We start from the raw sequence: 17,429 nt of genomic DNA, 5'->3' as shown, positions 1-17,429 counted from the left end.
TATGCAACGTTATTTTTTGACAAAAGAAGCCTTTAAAAGCGAAACGGTGACCCTTCCTTCAGACGTGGTCCACCACATCGGTACAGTCTTACGACAAGGTCCTGGATATGAGATGATCCTGTTGGATGGTACAGGTGTTGAGTATGCCTGCGTCGTGACATCGCTTGAGAAGAAGAGCGGGGAAGCGAAAGTCATGTCATCGCGACAGGCGACGACGGAGTTGCCAATCGAGGTAACTTTGGCGTATGCACTCCCGAAAGGGGACAAAGTCGAGCTCGTCGCCCAAAAAGCGACGGAGCTTGGCGTCCACCATCTGTTGCTGTTCGAATCGACGCGCTCTGTTGCCAAATGGGATGGAAAAAAAGCTCCGAAAAAAGTGGAGCGGATTCAAAAGATTATGCAAGAAGCGGCTGAACAATCCTATCGTGCCGTGGTACCGACTTGCTCATATATTTCTCCGAGAGAGCTCCAACAGAAAATAGATGGCTATGATGCCATCGTCATCGCATATGAAGAGTCGGCAAAAGAAGGGGAGCAGTCTGCTTTCGCGCAACTGTTGACTCAACTGAAACCGCAACAACGCGTTCTCGTCATCACAGGACCTGAAGGTGGATTCGATGTGAACGAAATCAATCAATGGATTCAGGCAGGAGCGACTGCATGTGCATTTGGACCACGCATTCTTCGGTCTGAGACAGCGCCGCTTTATGCATTATCTGCAATCTCTTTCGCGCTTGAACTGAACAGATAATATGAAAACGGATGACCCGAACGAGGTCATCCGTTTTCATTTTTATTTTTTGTTGATTGTAATCACTTTCTTCGTGACGTTTCCGCCAAGGTCGGTCACTTCGAATGTGAAGGTATTCTTCCCTTTCGCTGTCACTGGAAGTGTGATCGTCCCCGTGCGTGAGAAGGCACGCATCGCGTATGGTTCTTTCAACGTATTGCTCCATTTCAAGTCCCCGTTGACACGAAGCTTGATCTCATCAAAGTTATCCGTTACTTGAACTTTCACTTTTACAGACTTCTGTTTAGCTGATACGTTCTTCGGAACATTTGTCACCGACAATTTAGCTTTCGTCGAGTCGACAAAGATTGGGCGGACGAAGTTCGTCACGTTTCCGGCTGTGTCTTCTGCGACAAAGCGGACTTTGTGGAAACCATCCTTATATGTGCGTGTCGTATTGAACGTATATTGTTTCGCTGACGCGTCATATTTGAGTGGTACGTCGACCCCGTCTACCGTGAACGATGCGATTTCAGAGGCATCCTTGATTTGACCGATCAATGGAACGATGGATGTACCGTAAGGAGACAAGGCGAGTGGTGCATCGACAAAGATACCAGGTTTGGCCACATCATTTTCTGTTGAAACATTTCGAGTGATCACGTTCCCGGCATTGTCTGACACACGAACTGAAAGCTGATCTGTAGTCTCGAGCGGCTGTTCAAGTGTGAAGTTCGCTGAAGCTTTCGCTTCTTTTGCCACGACTTTCCCGTTGATGAGGAATTCGATACCGTTGATTCCAGCAAAGTCATCCGACGCTTTGACGCTTGCTACGTTGTCGTCCCAACGAAGCGTGAAGCGTGGGTCTGTGTAATCTACTTTGACAGGGATGCGCATCGTTTGAGCTTGTTTCTTCATGTAATCGATGCTTGCTTCGATTTCATAGTAATATGTGCCTTTTGGCGCCATCTTCCCATTCAATTTTCCGTCCCAAGCGTTATCCGCTGCGTAATAGTAATAATCACCACTTCCACCATCGAAGTAGTTCTTTCTCAATTCGTCTTCCATCTTGAGGGTGCGAAGGACGTTCCCTTTCTCATCTACGACGCGATATTTGATGTCTTTCGCATTGCGTAATAGCGAGAAGACTGGAGTAGCCGTATCTTTCGATCCGTCTCCGTCCGGTGAAATGGCAACCGCTTCGCTAGCCACAGATTCATCTAGTTTTTCACCTAAGTACTTTCCTTCTGCATCGACCAATCCAGAGACGCCATAGAATGCTCCTTCTCCATAGATCGTCTCGTCAAAGATCGGCGCTTTGCCCCAATCCCCTTCAAATCCGACGATTGGAACAACGAGAGATGGATGACCGTCTGTACCGCGCGGATCAGTCAAACGAAGGAACCCGTCGACGAAGTAGCCGTTCTCAAAGACAGATTTGGCAGATACAGTGCCTTCTAACGTTTCTGGGTTCAACACTTTTGCTTTCGAAACATCGATGGAAACTGTGATTTCTTTCTTCTGTTTTGCTTTCAACGTGACTTTACTTGTGTTCGATCCGTTGATTTTAACGATAGCTTGCTCGAGTGCTTGAGCTTCCATCGCATTTTGAACGATACCGTCTTTGTTTTTGACAGCGAGGTCTGTTTGTAACGATGCGGCCACATCATAAGTCAACGCTTCGTTCGACATGTTCTCGACGACGACCGTGAAGGATGCCTTGCTCTTCGACAACTCTTTCAAAGCGACTTTCGCCTCTTTTGTCGACTTTTCATAGGCGACAGCAGGCGAAGTGACGGCTGCATGCAATTGCATGAGACCGGCTCCGGCACGACGAGGAGAGTATGGAAGCGACTGTTTCAATTCCTGGTTATACGGTCCGATATCCGTGACAGGCTTAGACGTGTTGAGTAACAAGTTTTTCGCCATCGTGACGCGTGCTTTCCCACTCAACTTGAAGTCGCGGTCTACACGTTCGAGAACGAGTGCCGCTCCTCCGGCAACGTGTGGTGCTGCCATTGACGTTCCGCTCATCAATCCATATTGGTTATCGTTGAACGTAGAGAAAATTTGTCCGCCTGGAGCAGAAAGTTCCGGCTTGAAGTCAAGGTTCGGTGTAACTCCCCACGATGTGAAATCAGACATCGCACCGGCTGAACGGTTGTTGACACTGATTCGGTCACCGGCAAACGTCACTTGAAGCGGACCTTCTGCTAACTTGTCTTTCAGTTCATTCCCATCCTGGATGCTAAGTGAAGCCATTGGGAGTTGAGGTTGATCGAGAGCCATCGAGACATAATCGCCATGCCCGACCGCACCACGTACGATGACACCTGCTGCGCCTTGCGCTTCAGCTGTTTTTTGGATCTGCGAGTAGAAGTAACCGCCGTCGCGAACAGCAAGGACGAGTTTTCCTTTTACGTCTTTTCCTTCATAATTCTCCGGTTGTCCGTCTCCGACATATACGATGTCGTATGTTCCTTCTTTGAAGGCAGGACCGTCTTGTTTTTTCCATCCGATTTTTTCATCTCCGACACGGAATGCGTCCAATTGAATTTGATCGTTTTCAAGAGAGGCGACCGATGTCGATGCTTGACTGACACTCGGTGCCCCAACGACACCCGTATCTGGGTTTGAAGCAGTCGGTAAGTCGAATCCGTGACCAAAGTATGCGGAGTTCCCTGCAGAAATCGACATGAAGATACCGTTATCGACGGCACGTTGAACGGCTTGTTGTTCTGGCGAATCGGCATCGACGAACCCGGCTGTCGAACCGAGACTCATGTTGATGACGTCGGCGCCGAGTTTGATGGCATCATCAATCGCTTTGATATAGATGTCTCCATATGTAGATGCATAGTTCGGATCGTTACTGAATACTTTTAAACCTAAAATTTGTGCTTCCGGTGCGACCCCTTTGATTCCACCGTTTTCTAAATCACCGTTAGCGGCAACCGTTCCAGAAACGTGTTGTCCATGCATGGAAGCACCAGGTGAATCGTCTTTGATGTCATCGTTCTCATCGTAGTAGTTATATGCGTATGGAACTTTCTCGTTCACGTATTCGCCTGGAAGACCGAACGATGTGATGGCTTGATTGACTTCAGATTGAGTCAACTCTGCCGTTTTGGCGTCTGTGATCTTATAATCCCGGTGCTCAGGATCGATTCCAGAATCGATGACGGCGACGACAGTACCTTCTCCGGCAAACCCGTAATCTCCCCACGTTTGTTCGGCTTGAACCATGCCATTACTCGTGATCATATCCGGTTTGACTTCTGGGCGCTCATACTCGTTGACAATGTGAACGGTCGCCACTTCAGGTAATGCTTCGACTTTGGCGATTTCACTTGTAGACAAGAATGTAGAGAAACCATTGAAGACGGTCGTAAATTCTTCAATCGGTGTAGCCGTTACGCCTTGTTTCTTCAAGGCGGACTTGGCACGTTTTTGTTCTGATTGAACAGATTGTTGTGCCTTATTTTGCTCTGATTTCGACAATTCATTAAATTTCTTTCCTTTTTGAGCGGCTTCGGCAATGGCAGGATCCCCGACGAGCTCAACGACGACCCGAACTTTTTTCTGTTTCTTCTCTAAAACCAGTTTCGGTTTAACGGAAGCTTCAGCTGAAACAGAGGTTGTTCCAGCTTGAATCAGTGCAGGTGACAAGGCGATACATGTGGCGAGTGAAGCGTTTAAATAGATTTTTTTTCGTGACAACGTATAGACCCCCTAAAATTTGTTAGTACCTGTAAAATTAAAAGCATAAACTCACATTGAGAACTATCATATCGTTAATCAGATGAAAAAGAGTGGGTTTATTTGTAAAACAGGTAAGTGTTTTTGCACAAATTTTAATGTTCTGACAATTACTAAAGACCTAACACATAAGACCTATATCCAACTGGATGTGATGCGAGAATCTAGCGAATGACTTGAAATGAATAAAAAAACCTGTTAATGTAACGTTAAAGTTAAATACCAATAAAACATATCAAATTAGTAAGAATTAAGATTGGGGTAGCGATATGAACTTACCATTCATGAACATCTTTAAGGATTGGGCAAAAGATTATGATACGACGGTCGAGGGGCATGATGAGCAATATCACGAAGTGTTCATCGGATATGAGCAAATGCTCGATGAGGTTGCCCTACACGTCGAAGGGACGGTGCTTGAGTTTGGTGTCGGAACAGGGAACTTGAGTAGCCGGATCTTGAAAGGGCATCCGTTGATTGCGATTGAACCGTCGCCGGAAATGCGACAAATTGCTGTTGAAAAGTTGGGGATTGATGTGCTCGAAGGCGATTTCCTCCGTTATCCGGATTTATCAAACGTAGATACGGTCGTATCGTCGTATGCTTTTCATCACTTGACAGATTCTGAAAAGGCCACGGCCATCGGTCAGTATGTTGAAGGCTGGGAACATCCAAAGTTCGTGTTGCTTGATACGATGTTTGAGTCACCAGCAGCTCGTCAGGACATCATCGATTGGGCGACTGCGAAAGGGTACTCAGACCTCGTCGAAGACTTAAACCGTGAATATTATCCATATACGTCAACGATTCGTTCCATGTTAGAAGCGAACGGGTACAACGTGACGATGACGCAGAGAAACAAGTTTGTCTGGCTCGTAATAGCCACTAAATAACGAGGAGGAATTACTCATGAAAACATATAATGTTGAAAGTTTTAACTTGGATCATACGAAAGTACAGGCGCCTTTTGTCCGTTTAGCTGGTGTGAAAGAGGGAACAGCTGACACGATTTATAAATACGATATTCGTTTCATTCAACCGAACGAAGGACTCATGCCGATGCGCGCGGTTCATTCACTTGAGCATTTGATTGCCGAGAACAGTCGCAATCATTCTGAAGACATCGTCGATATCTCGCCGATGGGTTGCCAGACAGGCTTCTATTGGACGATGCTCAATGATGGGAACTACGAACGAATGCTTGACCTCGTGGAAGCGACGCTGCGTGATGCGATGAACGCTGAGGAACTACCGGCGCAAAACCCTGTTCAATGTGGGAATGCGAATCATCATGATTTCGAAGGTGCCAAAAAATTAGCGGCAGACATGCTCGCAAAACGCGATGAATGGCATATCGTCTTCAAGGACGAGGCATAAGATGATTGTCCGTGACGTCTATGAACTCATCGGAAACACACCGCTCATTGAACTTCGAACGCTTCCTGTACCAGCGAATGTCAAAGTGTACGGGAAGCTCGAGATGATGAATCCAGGTGGGAGTGTTAAAGACCGACTCGGGATGAATTTGATTGAACGGGCGATCGAGCGTGGCGATGTGGCACCCGGTGGAACGGTGATCGAACCGACAGCAGGCAATACGGGGATCGGGCTTGCGCTCGCTTGCCAACGATTCGGGATTCGCCTCATGACGGTCACTCCTGAAAAATTCAGTCAAGAGAAGCAGGCATTGATGCGACTGCTCGGAGCAACAGTCGTCAACACGCCGACGGAACTCGGCATGAAGGGTGCAATCGCAAATGCCATTGAGTTGGCTAAAGAACATGACGCCTATGTCCCAGAACAGTTCTCGAACCCGGATAACCCGGATGCTTACGTCGACATCCTTTCCCATGAGTTGTTGAAAGATGTGCCACAAATTGACGTATTTGTAGCGGGAGCGGGATCAGGTGGCACATTCACCGGTGTCGCCAAATCATTAAAGCCACTTGGAACGAAAACTGTCGTCGTGGAGCCGGTCGGTTCCATTTTGAACGGCGGTGAACCAGGACCACATAAAACAGAAGGAATCGGCGTCGAAAAATGGCCACCATTTTTGAAGAGGGCTTACGTCGATGCGATTCATACCATTACAGATGAGGAAGCCTTCTACTACGTGGCACATTTAGCGAAACAGGAAGGTTTGCTCATCGGTAGTTCTTCAGGCGCTGCCATTGCAGCATGTGTAAAAGAAGCGAATCAATTGACGGAAGGCACGATTGTCACCATCTTGCCTGATAGTGCAGAACGATATTTAAGTCAAGGAATTGTCAAGGAGGCAGAACATGCGTACAAAGACAGCACTCATTCACGGCGGTAAAACGACGGACCCGTTGACAGGGGCCGTCACGCCACCGATTTATCAAACGAGCACGTATAAGCAAGACGGGATTGGCAACTTGCGAGAAGGGTACGAGTACTCACGATCAGCAAACCCGACTCGGACGGCATTAGAGACATTGATTGCCGACATCGAAGGCGGCGTGCAAGGATTTGCATTCGGATCTGGGATGGCAGCCATCTCGACGGTGCTTATGTTATTGAAATCTGGAGACCACGTCATCGTCGGGTCTGATGTATATGGAGGAACGTACCGTGTATTCAATCGAGTATTTCAGTCACGAGGCTTGGAAGCAACTTTTGTCGATACATCCGATGAAACAGCGGTTCGTGATGCGCTTCAAGCGAACACGAAAATGATTTATGTCGAGACGCCGACAAATCCGCTCTTAAACGTGACGGACATTCGAGCGATGCGTAAGATTGCCGATGAAGCAGACGTGTTGCTCGTCGTGGACAATACGTTTATGACCCCTTACTTCCAAAATCCAATCGAACTTGGAGCAGACTACGTCCTTCACAGTGCCACAAAGTACTTAGGCGGACATAGTGACGTCGTAGCAGGACTTGTTGTCGCGCGAACGGAAGAGCAGGGCGAAGCTTTGGCGTTTCTTCAAAACTCAGTTGGCGCAGTTCTTGGACCACAAGATAGCTTCCTTGTTGTTCGGGGAATTAAGACGCTAGCTGTTCGAATGGAGGAGATTGAATCGAATGCACGTGCATTGGTTGAATTCCTTCAATCGAACGAGTCTGTATCACGCGTGCTCCACCCAAGTGTATCCAGTGAGGAAGCGAAGCGGATTCATTTATCACAGGCACGTGGATTCGGTGGGATGATCGCATTTGATGTCGGTTCGGCGGAAGCGGCAGAAATGATGGTCGCGAAGACGAAATACTTCACGCTCGCAGAAAGTTTAGGAGCGGTTGAGAGTTTGATCAGTGTCCCGGCACGCATGACACATGCGTCGATTCCAGCCGAACGTCGAGCGGAACTTGGCATCACCGATGGGCTCGTTCGTATTTCGGTCGGACTTGAGGACATTGATGACTTGATTGAAGACTTGGCACAAGCATTAACGGCAATTGAACAAGTGAGACAATAAACGGTCAGGGCGCGATTTCGCGTCCTTTTTTCATGAAACAAAAGTCTTGTATCGGGAGTCTTTCATCGACTAAACTGTTTTTAACTTGTAAGAGAGCGGGTGAACGTGTGAATAAGGGAGTATGGACGACAGTCGGAGCCTACGTCATGTGGGGCGTCCTTCCGATTTATTGGAAATTTTTGCAAGAAGTACCGAGCGGTCAAATTTTAGCACATCGAATCGTTTGGTCATTTTTATTTATTCTGCTCGTTCTGAGATGGACAAATCAGTGGAAAGAGTTCGGTTACGCACTTCGACATCCGGCTACACGAAACGCATTCATGTTGAACGGATTCATCGTCAGTGCCAACTGGTTTGTATACATATGGGCTGTCAATCACGGATATATCATTGAAGCTTCTCTCGGGTACTACATCAATCCTCTCGTCAGTATGGTGTTAGGGGTGCTTGTCTTTCGGGAATTATTAAATCGAGTCCAATGGATGGCCGTTGGGATCGCGTCAATCGGCGTCCTCGTCTTGACGTTAGGGTATGGTACGTTCCCCTGGATTTCATTCGTCTTGGCGAGTACCTTTGGATTTTATGGGATGGTGAAGAAGCGCCGTCCTCTTGCTTCAACGGTCAGCCTAGGAATCGAAACGCTAGCAGTGGTCCCGGTGGCATTGCTCTTCCTCGGAAATCAAGTTGTCACCGACAATATTGTGTATAACATGTCGCCTGTCATTTGGATCGCCCTTCTTGGAACGGGTGTGGTCACGGCGTTACCTCTTCTCCTATTCGGATACGGGGCACAACATATCCCGTTCACGCTTGTCGGGTTTCTTCAATTCATCGCACCGACACTTAGCTTGATCATCGGGGTCGTCATGTACCATGAACCGTTCACGGCATATCATGTCTTTGCCTTCACCTGCATTTGGCTCGCTATTTTCTTCTTTAGTTGGAACAGTTGGGTCGTCGCTCGTAAACGTCGTCAGTTGATTTAGGTTTGAAAGCTGTTACATCTCGAAAAAACATGGTAATATGTTAGATGTCAGACTTATTTGTCAGAGGAGGAAATGAATCATGGAATTAGCCCGTTATATCGACCACACAGCTTTAAAGGCTGAAACAACAAAAGATCAAATTACAACACTTTGTGCAGAAGCGCTCGAATACAAATTCGCAAGCGTTTGTGTCAACCCGACATGGGTCAAATATGCAGCAGAACAACTCAAGTCAGATGATGATGTCAAAGTATGTACAGTCATCGGTTTCCCACTTGGTGCAAACACGCCTGAGGTAAAAGCATTTGAAACAAAAGATGCGATTGCCAATGGCGCAGATGAAGTAGACATGGTCATCAACATCGCAGCACTCAAAGATGCTGACTACGATCTCGTAGAACGTGACATCCGTGCGGTTGTCGAAGCGGCAAACGGTACACTCGTCAAAGTCATCTTCGAAACATGCATGCTTACAAAAGAAGAAATCAAAAAAGCTGCCGAACTTTCAGTGAAAGCTGGAGCAGACTTCGTCAAAACATCGACTGGTTTCTCGACTGGTGGCGCGACAGTTGAAGACATTCGCCTCATGCGTGAGACGGTCGGACCTGACATCGGCGTAAAAGCTTCAGGTGGCGTCCGTGACTTCGAAGGTGCGAAAGCGATGATCGATGCTGGTGCGACACGTATCGGTGCTTCAGCAGGTATCGCGATTGTCACTGGTGGACGTTCAGACAGCGACTATTAATAAGTGGTTGACCACACGACTTAATTTCACTATAATATGATATGACGTGTGAAACACGTTTCCTTAGTCGTGTAATTCGGAGGGAGGGAAAACTAGTGGAAACTCGTGTCCGTAAAAACGAATCGCTTGAAGACGCTCTTCGTCGTTTCAAACGCGGTGTTTCGAAAGATGGCACACTTGCCGAAGTTCGTAAACGTCGTCACTACGAAAAGCCAAGCGTAAAACGTAAATTGAAATCAGAAGCTGCGCGTAAGCGTAAGAAATTCTGATTCCAGTTTCATTTGTAGAGAGGGTGTTGGCTCATGAGTCTTCAAGAACGCTTGACGGACGACATGAAGCAAGCCATGCGCGCGAAACAAAAGGATCGTCTTACGACAATCCGGATGGTCAAAGCGTCGCTCCAAAATGAGGCTATCAAACTAGGTCGTCAAGATCTTACCGAGGAAGAGGAACTCACGGTGCTCAACCGAGAGATGAAACAGCGCAGAGACTCCCTCCGAGAATTCGAAAGCGCTGGTCGTGAAGACCTTGCTTCCAAAGTAGCAGAAGAGATTGTCGTCCTAGAAGCCTATATGCCTGAACAACTTTCAGAAGATGAAGTGACCGCCATCGTCCAAGCAGCAATTGCTCAAACGAATGCAGCCGCTCCATCAGATATGGGTAAGGTGATGGGCGTCGTCATGCCGCAAGTCAAAGGCAAGGCAGACGGTGGTCTTGTGAACCGAATCGTCAAACAACAATTGACGAATTGATGAAAAAAGCAGTTACTTTTCGGGAAACCGAAAGTTTCTGCTTTTTTTTGCGTATTCTGAAACCACATTCAATCTTGTTTCGTATACACTAGAGATAGGAGATAGCTTTGAATTTGGAAGGGGGTAGCAAGACGATGACATTTGGTCTCGGAGTGATTCTGACAGTCTTTTTCGTCGGAGTCGTCCTTCTTGGAATTGAAGTGTTCGTAGCAGGGTTTGGATTGTTCGGTTTGCTTGGGATCGGAGCCGTCGTTGCGAGTTTGATTATGGCTGGTGCGACAATCGGTCAACTGTGGCTATCGATTGGTCTCGCGGCAGCGGTGCTAACAGGTCTCGGCTTTTGGGCATACCGTCGCTTGAGTACGAATCGTCCGCTCATTTATAAAGGGTTGATTTTGACGGATTCGACATCGACTGAAAAAGGCTACTTGTCCCACGAAGATCGAAAACAGCTTCTCGGCAAAGTGGGAGTCACCTTGACACCACTTCGCCCAGCAGGTACTGCCGAAATCGACGGAGAACGACTTGATGTCGTGACGGAAGGTGGCTATCTCGATCAGCAGACAAAAATTCAGGTTTATAAAGTGGATTCTGGACGGATTGTCGTTCGAAGCTTTGTAGAACCGAAGGAGGATGTAACAGAATGACACCAGAATTACTGACAACGTTACTCATTACAGGTGGAGGATTGATTGCACTTGCCGTATTCTTCACGTTCGTACCGGTCGGACTATGGATCAGTTCGTTTGCAGCGGGCGTCCACGTCTCGATTTTCACATTGATTGGAATGCGCCTTCGTCGCGTTATTCCTTCGAAAATTGTGAACCCGTTGATTAAAGCGGTTAAAGCAGGAATTGAATTAAACACGAACCAACTTGAGAGTCACTTCTTGGCTGGTGGTAACGTAGACCGCGTTGTGAACGCATTGATTGCGGCGCACCGTGCAAATATTGAATTGTCATTCGAACGGGCTGCTGCCATCGATTTGGCAGGACGTAACGTGCTCGAGGCTGTACAGATGTCAGTTAACCCGAAAGTCATTGAAACGCCATTTATTGCGGGTGTCGCGATGGATGGGATTGAAGTGAAGGCGAAAGCACGCATTACCGTACGTGCGAATATCGATCGTCTCGTCGGTGGTGCGGGGGAAGAAACGATTATCGCCCGTGTCGGTGAAGGGGTCGTGTCGACAATCGGTTCACAAAACAACCACAAGCACGTACTAGAGAATCCGGATATGATTTCACGGACTGTCCTCACAAAAGGTTTGGATTCAGGAACAGCGTTTGAGATTCTTTCGATTGATATTGCCGACATCGATATCGGTAAGAACATCGGTGCGGTCTTGCAGACGGACCAAGCAGAAGCAGATAAGAAAATCGCTCAAGCGAAGGCGGAAGAACGTCGCGCGATGGCGATTGCGCGCGAACAAGAAATGAAATCTTCAGTAGAAGAAATGCGTGCGAAAGTTGTCGGTGCCGAAGCGGAAGTCCCACTCGCGATGGCAGAAGCGTTACGAAACGGAAAGCTTGGTGTCATGGATTACGTGAACTACTTGAACGTTCAAGCGGATACAGAAATGCGAAAAGCGATTGGGGCACCTGTCGATTCTGAATCAGATAATGAGTGATTGATATGGATGGACTATGGGTACTCTTGTTAGCCGCCTTCGGAATTGCCTCGGCAGTGATGAAACGGCTCGAAAAATCATCGTCCTCTGGAGACCGTCCTCAAAGCAGTGAACTGAAACGCTATTTGGATTCGGTAGGGGACGTCATGAAAGAGATTGAAACGGCATTCGATGACTCGGACGAAAAACCAGCACCACAAAAGGTGAGGCGTCGAGTCGCTCGAACGGTAGAAGAACGACCGACTCCACGTGAACGTCAAGTCGAGATGCCGAAAGTGAGCGCGCAATTCGAACAAGCGGTTAAAATTCCACCGATTCAAAAGGAAAAGAAACCGAGACAACTGAACGTTTCACAAAAGCGAATGCGGGAAGCTGTCATTTGGAGTGAGGTATTACAACCTCCTATCTCGAAACGGAAGAAGTGAACGGAAGGCAGTGACGTCATGTTACTGCCTTTTGCGCGTAGAAATTACGCGGTCTTTCTTTCACGATAGGCGTGATAGTGCTAAAGTAAAAGAGGAATAACCGATTTTAATGAGGGGGCAATGCATCCATTGATTATGACTGATAAAGTACCATTCGTCATGGAACATGCGAACGAAGCACAAGCTTTACTCGGACCGAAAGATGAAGTATTCCAGGCGATTGAAACAGAATTGAAAGTGGCACTCATCCCAAGGGGTGAGGAGTTGATTATTCAAGCCGATACACTTGAGGCTCTTGAATTAACGAAACAAGTGATCATCACCTTGCAGACGTTAGTGAAAAAAGGTGCACGTCTAAATGAAAGTGATGCCATTAGCGTCATCCAGCACATTCAAGTCGGAAAGGGAGATGAACTGCTCGAACATTATGAACGAGTTGTTTTTACGACGAATAAGGGGAAACCGATTCGTGCCAAGACAGTAGGTCAAAGCCGGTATGTTCGTGCGATTGAACGACGTGATCTCGTCTTTGGTATCGGACCAGCCGGAACAGGAAAGACGTACCTAGCTGTCGTACTTGCGGCGCGTGCCTTAAAAGAAGGGCAAGTCAAACGGATCATCTTGACGCGTCCTGCCGTTGAAGCGGGAGAGAACCTTGGATTTTTACCGGGAGATTTAAAAGAGAAAGTGGACCCGTATCTCCGCCCATTATACGACGCCCTATTTGATGTGTATGGCGTGGAACAGACGAACCGTTTGTTAGAACGGGGCACGATTGAAGTGGCTCCGCTCGCTTATATGCGTGGACGCACGTTAGAAGATGCGTTCGTCATCTTGGATGAGGCCCAGAATACAACAAAAGAACAGATGAAGATGTTTTTGACGCGACTCGGTTTTGGATCGAAAATGGTGGTCACAGGGGATTTGACCCAAGTCGATTTACCGAAAGGCAAGGCATCGGGGTTACAGGAAGCGTTACGCCTGTTAGAAGGTGTGGATGGTATTCATTTTGAACACTTCAGTGCGTCTGACGTCGTCCGTCATCCGCTCGTTAAGAAAATCATCAACGCCTATAGTACGGACCTCACTTAAATGTACGTGTGAGGTCACCAGATCGTGAAAGGGGGGGCACGAATGCAGCAAGCTAAAAACTGGACAGTCGCGACCATCTCGTTGATTTTCTTTCTCTTATTAGGCGCCATTCTATACTTTACCGTGCGCCCATCCATCATCAGTGTGGAACCGCTTGGGATTGCCGAACAGGATATTCGGTCTCCGATCACGGTTGAGGACCGTGTTGCGACCGAACGATTGAAACAAGAAGTAACAAATGGTGTCGGTAGTCAATTCTCATTGAGAAAAGAATTTGCAGACCAACAAATCGCTAAAGTCGAGCAGTTGTTCGCAGCATTCGACCAAACGGATGAAGAGACTGAACTGGCGGATATTAAAAACCGTCTAAATTCTACAGAGGCGAACGGTGTATTAGCTGATGAAGAGTTGAATTCGTTGCTTGAAGCGAGTGAAGATACCCGACAAACGGTAGAAGATGTCACAGTCACTGCGTTACAACAAGTGATGGACGACCGGATTGAAACGAGTAATGAAGCGGTCGCTGCGGCTCGAGACCGAGCAGCAGCGATTATCGATCAATCGCCGCTCTCGTTTGAGTTCCGTGCCATTTCGAAAACGTTAAGCGATGAACTCATCGTACCGAACTATGTATTTGACTCTGAGGCGACCCGTCAAAAAGAACAAGAGGCCGTCGATGCTGTCGATCCTGTCATCATTCAAGAAGGACAGTTACTCGTCAGTCAAGGTGAGGTGGTGACTCGAGAGATATATCGGAAATTAGAGCTATCTGGAGCCATCGATCCGAATCGTTCCCTTGCACCATTATTCGGGTCATTCTTGCTCAGCGCATTGTTGACCGGTGGGTTTCTATTCATGCTCATCCGCTCGAAAATCAAAGACCTGTTACTGAGTCCGAAAATCTTAGTGACGGTCTATGGCTTGCTACTTTTACAACTCGGCGTCTTTTTTGGTGTCGGATATATCGGTGTCGATTTTACGACATATGCCTATATTTTAGCGCCGACAGCGTTCGTCGTATTGCTTCTACGCATCTTGATCGATGAACGAGTTGCGCTCGCCTCGGCCTTCATTACGATGATTGCCGGGAGTGTCGTTGTCACATTCGGACAGAGCACGAATTTCATGACGCTCGTGTATGTGGCGACGGGTAGTTTTCTAGCTGTCTTTTTAGTTGAACCGAAAATTCAGCGGAAGCGACTATTCTTATCAGGGGTGTTGCTCGGTTTCGTCAACATCATCATGGTCATCGCGTTACTCTTACTTCGGAACGTGCAAGTTTCCTGGGAAATGGCGATGTATCTTTCTGGATTTGCCGTCATTAGCGCCTTGCTCTCCATTGTCTTGACGTTTGGCTTCCTGCCATTTTTGGAACCGTGGTTTGGCGTCTTGTCTTCTGGTCGACTTGTGGAATTGATGAGTCCGACGCATCCGCTGCTGCGGAAACTTTTAATGGAGGCACCTGGTACGTATCATCATAGTATGATGGTGGCGAACTTGGCAGAGTCCGCATGTGAGGCGATTGGTGCAGATGGTCTTCTCGCACGTGTCGCAAGCTATTATCACGATCTTGGGAAGACGGAGCGTCCCCTTCATTTCATTGAAAATCAACAAGGTGGAGGGAATCCTCATGATCGCTTGACGCCTGAAGAATCGGCAGACATTATTATGGCTCATCCTTATGACGGAGCGGATCTGTTGCGACGTTATAAGTTACCGAAAGAAATCATCGATATAGCAGAGCAGCATCACGGAACGTCTTTATTGAAATATTTCTACGTTAAAGCGAAGGAAGATCCTGATAAAGAGGTGTTAGAGTCTCGTTTCCGCTACCCAGGTCCAAAGCCACAATCGCGCGAGGCTGCCGTTGTCATGATCGTCGATTCAATCGAAGCGGCTGTCCGTTCGCAGAAACAACCGACGCCAGAAAAAATCCGAATGCTCGTTCGAACCATTATTCGTGACAAGTTGGCGGATGGGCAGTTCGAAGAATGTGAATTGACGACGAAAGAAATTTGGCGCGTCGGAGAGAGCGCGTGTGAGACGCTGACCGGCTTGTTCCACGAACGAATCGAATACCCAGAATTAAAGAAAGAGGGAGAATTACATGCAAATCATCTCGAACGATGAACATGAATTGTTAACTACATCTCAAATCGAGCTCGTCGAGTCGATTTTACAACATGCCGCCCAACTAGAAGAGGTGGAAGAGCCGAGCGAATTGTCGGTCACGTATTTAACAAATGCGGAAATCCATGAAGTGAACCGAGAATGGCGAGGCAAAGATGCCCCGACCGATGTCATCAGTTTCGCATTTGATGAGATGGGGGATGACGAGATGGATTTCATGCTCGATGAAGATGAGCCACATCTTCTCGGTGACCTCGTCATCTCGGTAGAACGTTGCCGAGAACAGGCAGCTGACTATGGTCATTCGTTTGAGCGGGAGCTCGGCTTTTTAGCAATTCATGGGTTTCTCCATCTGCTTGGGTATGATCATATGACATCTGAGGAAGAAGCGGAGATGACGGCAAGGCAAGAAGAAGTGCTCACTCATTTTGAGTTGAAGCGAGGCAACGTGTGAGACCGTTCCGTGTGGCATGTGAGGGAATCCTCCATGCCGTTCGTTCGGAACGGAACATGCGACTCCATCTCCTGTCGGCTTTTCTCGTATTCGTCTTTTCCATCTGGTTACAGCCGACAAGGCTCGAGATCGTCATCTTGTTCGGTTGGGTGATTGCCGTTATTAGCATGGAAATGATGAATACGGCAATCGAACGAACGGTTAATCTCGTGACAGAAGACGTCCATCCGCTCGCGAAGCAAGCAAAAGATGTTGCCGCAGGAGCCGTTTTAGTCGCTTCATTTGGTGCTGCCGTAACGGCGCTCATAATATTCGGTCCACGGCTATGGAACATGCTATACTAATAGTTCTGAAATTGAGAAAGCAGGTGCAATATGTATCAAGAAGATTTTAAATCCGGATTCGTCTCCATTATCGGGCGACCGAACGTTGGAAAATCGACATTCTTAAACCGTGTGATCGGACAAAAGATTGCCATCATGTCGGATAAACCACAAACGACACGAAATAAGGTGCAAGGTGTGTACACAACCGATGATTCCCAAATCATCTTCATCGATACACCAGGGATTCATAAACCGAAACACCGTCTTGGCGACTTCATGATGAAAGTGGCGACGAACGCATTACGCGAAGTTGATGCGATTCTCTTCATGGTGAACGTGACGGAACCGCGTGGAGCTGGCGACGACTTTATTATTGAGAAACTCAAAGGGCTCGACACACCGATTATTCTCGTCATGAACAAAATCGATTTAATCCATCCGGATGAACTTCCGAAAGTGATTGAACAATATACGAACGAATTGGATTTCGCGGCGTACGTCCCGATTTCGGCGCTACAAGGCAACAACGTCGAACCGCTCTTAGGTGAGATCAAGAAATTGTTACCGGAAGGACCGATGTATTATCCGGCCGATCAAGTGACGGACCACCCGGAGCGATTCATCATTTCGGAGATGATTCGTGAAAAAGTGTTGCATAAGACACGCGATGAAGTCCCTCACTCGATTGCTGTAGCCATTGAATCGATCAAGAAACGTGAGAACTCTGGGATGATTGATGTCGAAGCCGTGATCATGGTGGAGCGTGATTCGCAAAAAGGAATCATCATCGGAAAAAAAGGGGCTATGCTTCGTGAAATTGGAACAGACGCGCGCCATGATATCGAAGCGCTTCTCGGGACTAAAGTTTATTTGAACCTATGGGTAAAAGTGCAGAAAGACTGGCGTAACAAGATGGGTCAGCTTCGTGACCTCGGTTTCCGCGACGACGAGTATTGAGCC

18 protein-coding genes are annotated in these 17,429 nt (G+C 47.6%); 17 read left to right on the top strand and 1 reads right to left on the bottom strand.

Going from position 1 to position 17,429, the window contains the following annotated elements:
- Position 1: 1 nt before the first annotated feature.
- Positions 2–751, top strand: coding sequence for a 16S rRNA (uracil(1498)-N(3))-methyltransferase (locus tag KNO72_RS05420; RefSeq protein WP_214757454.1), 750 nt, complete (start codon positions 2–4; stop codon positions 749–751).
- Between the two features lie 42 nt (positions 752–793).
- Here KNO72_RS05420 and KNO72_RS05415 read toward each other — a convergent pair whose 3' ends face one another.
- Entirely contained in the window at positions 794–4,450 is a 3,657-nt protein-coding gene (locus KNO72_RS05415) for a S8 family serine peptidase (RefSeq protein ID WP_214757452.1), read from the bottom strand.
- A 308-nt stretch (positions 4,451–4,758) separates the two neighbouring features.
- Here KNO72_RS05415 and KNO72_RS05410 point away from each other — a divergent pair, with 308 nt between their 5' ends.
- From KNO72_RS05410 to era, 16 genes are all read left to right on the top strand, one after another.
- The gene (locus KNO72_RS05410) at positions 4,759–5,382 is read left to right on the top strand and encodes a class I SAM-dependent methyltransferase (RefSeq protein ID WP_214757450.1); all 624 of its coding nucleotides are present in this window, start codon (positions 4,759–4,761) and stop codon (positions 5,380–5,382) included.
- A 16-nt stretch (positions 5,383–5,398) separates the two neighbouring features.
- Complete coding sequence (locus KNO72_RS05405; RefSeq protein WP_012726660.1) at positions 5,399–5,866, top strand: S-ribosylhomocysteine lyase; 468 nt, start codon at positions 5,399–5,401, stop codon at positions 5,864–5,866.
- A gap of 1 nt (position 5,867) precedes the next feature.
- Positions 5,868–6,806, top strand: a complete 939-nt coding sequence (locus KNO72_RS05400) for a PLP-dependent cysteine synthase family protein (RefSeq protein WP_214686982.1) — start codon at positions 5,868–5,870, stop codon at positions 6,804–6,806.
- Positions 6,772–7,929: a bifunctional cystathionine gamma-lyase/homocysteine desulfhydrase gene (locus KNO72_RS05395; RefSeq protein ID WP_214684005.1), complete on the top strand. Its 1,158-nt coding sequence runs from the start codon at positions 6,772–6,774 to the stop codon at positions 7,927–7,929. The genes KNO72_RS05400 and KNO72_RS05395 overlap by 35 nt, the downstream gene beginning before the upstream one ends.
- Before the next feature lie 107 nt (positions 7,930–8,036).
- Positions 8,037–8,915 carry an EamA family transporter RarD gene (gene rarD / locus KNO72_RS05390; RefSeq protein ID WP_214757448.1) on the top strand — a complete coding sequence of 293 codons (879 nt, stop codon included), beginning with the start codon at positions 8,037–8,039 and terminating at the stop codon, positions 8,913–8,915.
- A 79-nt stretch (positions 8,916–8,994) separates the two neighbouring features.
- Complete coding sequence (gene deoC, locus KNO72_RS05385; protein WP_012726656.1) at positions 8,995–9,660, top strand: deoxyribose-phosphate aldolase; 666 nt, start codon at positions 8,995–8,997, stop codon at positions 9,658–9,660.
- 74 nt (positions 9,661–9,734) lie between these two features.
- A complete protein-coding gene (rpsU, locus tag KNO72_RS05380; RefSeq protein WP_029334745.1) occupies positions 9,735–9,929 on the top strand; it encodes a 30S ribosomal protein S21 in 195 nt (64 codons plus the stop codon).
- A gap of 33 nt (positions 9,930–9,962) precedes the next feature.
- Positions 9,963–10,412 carry a GatB/YqeY domain-containing protein gene (locus tag KNO72_RS05375; protein ID WP_074036596.1) on the top strand — a complete coding sequence of 150 codons (450 nt, stop codon included), beginning with the start codon at positions 9,963–9,965 and terminating at the stop codon, positions 10,410–10,412.
- Positions 10,413–10,546: 134 nt separating this feature from the next.
- Complete coding sequence (locus KNO72_RS05370) at positions 10,547–11,059, top strand: NfeD family protein (RefSeq protein ID WP_031423231.1); 513 nt, start codon at positions 10,547–10,549, stop codon at positions 11,057–11,059.
- A complete protein-coding gene (floA, locus tag KNO72_RS05365) occupies positions 11,056–12,042 on the top strand; it encodes a flotillin-like protein FloA (protein WP_012726653.1) in 987 nt (328 codons plus the stop codon). The genes KNO72_RS05370 and floA overlap by 4 nt, the downstream gene beginning before the upstream one ends.
- Positions 12,043–12,047: 5 nt before the next feature.
- A complete protein-coding gene (locus KNO72_RS05360) occupies positions 12,048–12,467 on the top strand; it encodes a hypothetical protein (protein WP_078147158.1) in 420 nt (139 codons plus the stop codon).
- A 120-nt stretch (positions 12,468–12,587) separates the two neighbouring features.
- Positions 12,588–13,559, top strand: coding sequence for a PhoH family protein (locus tag KNO72_RS05355; RefSeq protein ID WP_251025528.1), 972 nt, complete (start codon positions 12,588–12,590; stop codon positions 13,557–13,559).
- Between the two features lie 42 nt (positions 13,560–13,601).
- A complete protein-coding gene (locus KNO72_RS05350) occupies positions 13,602–15,689 on the top strand; it encodes an HD family phosphohydrolase (protein ID WP_078147157.1) in 2,088 nt (695 codons plus the stop codon).
- On the top strand, positions 15,667–16,143 hold the full coding sequence (gene ybeY, locus KNO72_RS05345) for an rRNA maturation RNase YbeY (RefSeq protein WP_078147156.1): 477 nt from the start codon (positions 15,667–15,669) through the stop codon (positions 16,141–16,143). Before KNO72_RS05350 ends, ybeY begins: the two co-directional genes overlap by 23 nt.
- Positions 16,140–16,487, top strand: a complete 348-nt coding sequence (locus KNO72_RS05340; RefSeq protein ID WP_214757446.1) for a diacylglycerol kinase family protein — start codon at positions 16,140–16,142, stop codon at positions 16,485–16,487. Before ybeY ends, KNO72_RS05340 begins: the two co-directional genes overlap by 4 nt.
- Before the next feature lie 30 nt (positions 16,488–16,517).
- Positions 16,518–17,426, top strand: a complete 909-nt coding sequence (gene era, locus KNO72_RS05335; protein ID WP_214757443.1) for a GTPase Era — start codon at positions 16,518–16,520, stop codon at positions 17,424–17,426.
- Positions 17,427–17,429: the final 3 nt, after the last annotated feature.

It is taken from the genome of Exiguobacterium sp. s123, from assembly GCF_018617075.1.
GTDB classification, from domain to species: Bacteria; Bacillota; Bacilli; order Exiguobacteriales; family Exiguobacteriaceae; genus Exiguobacterium; species Exiguobacterium profundum.
The sequence above is the reverse complement of the archived record's forward strand: the minus strand, read 5'-3'. Positions and strand labels throughout refer to the sequence as shown.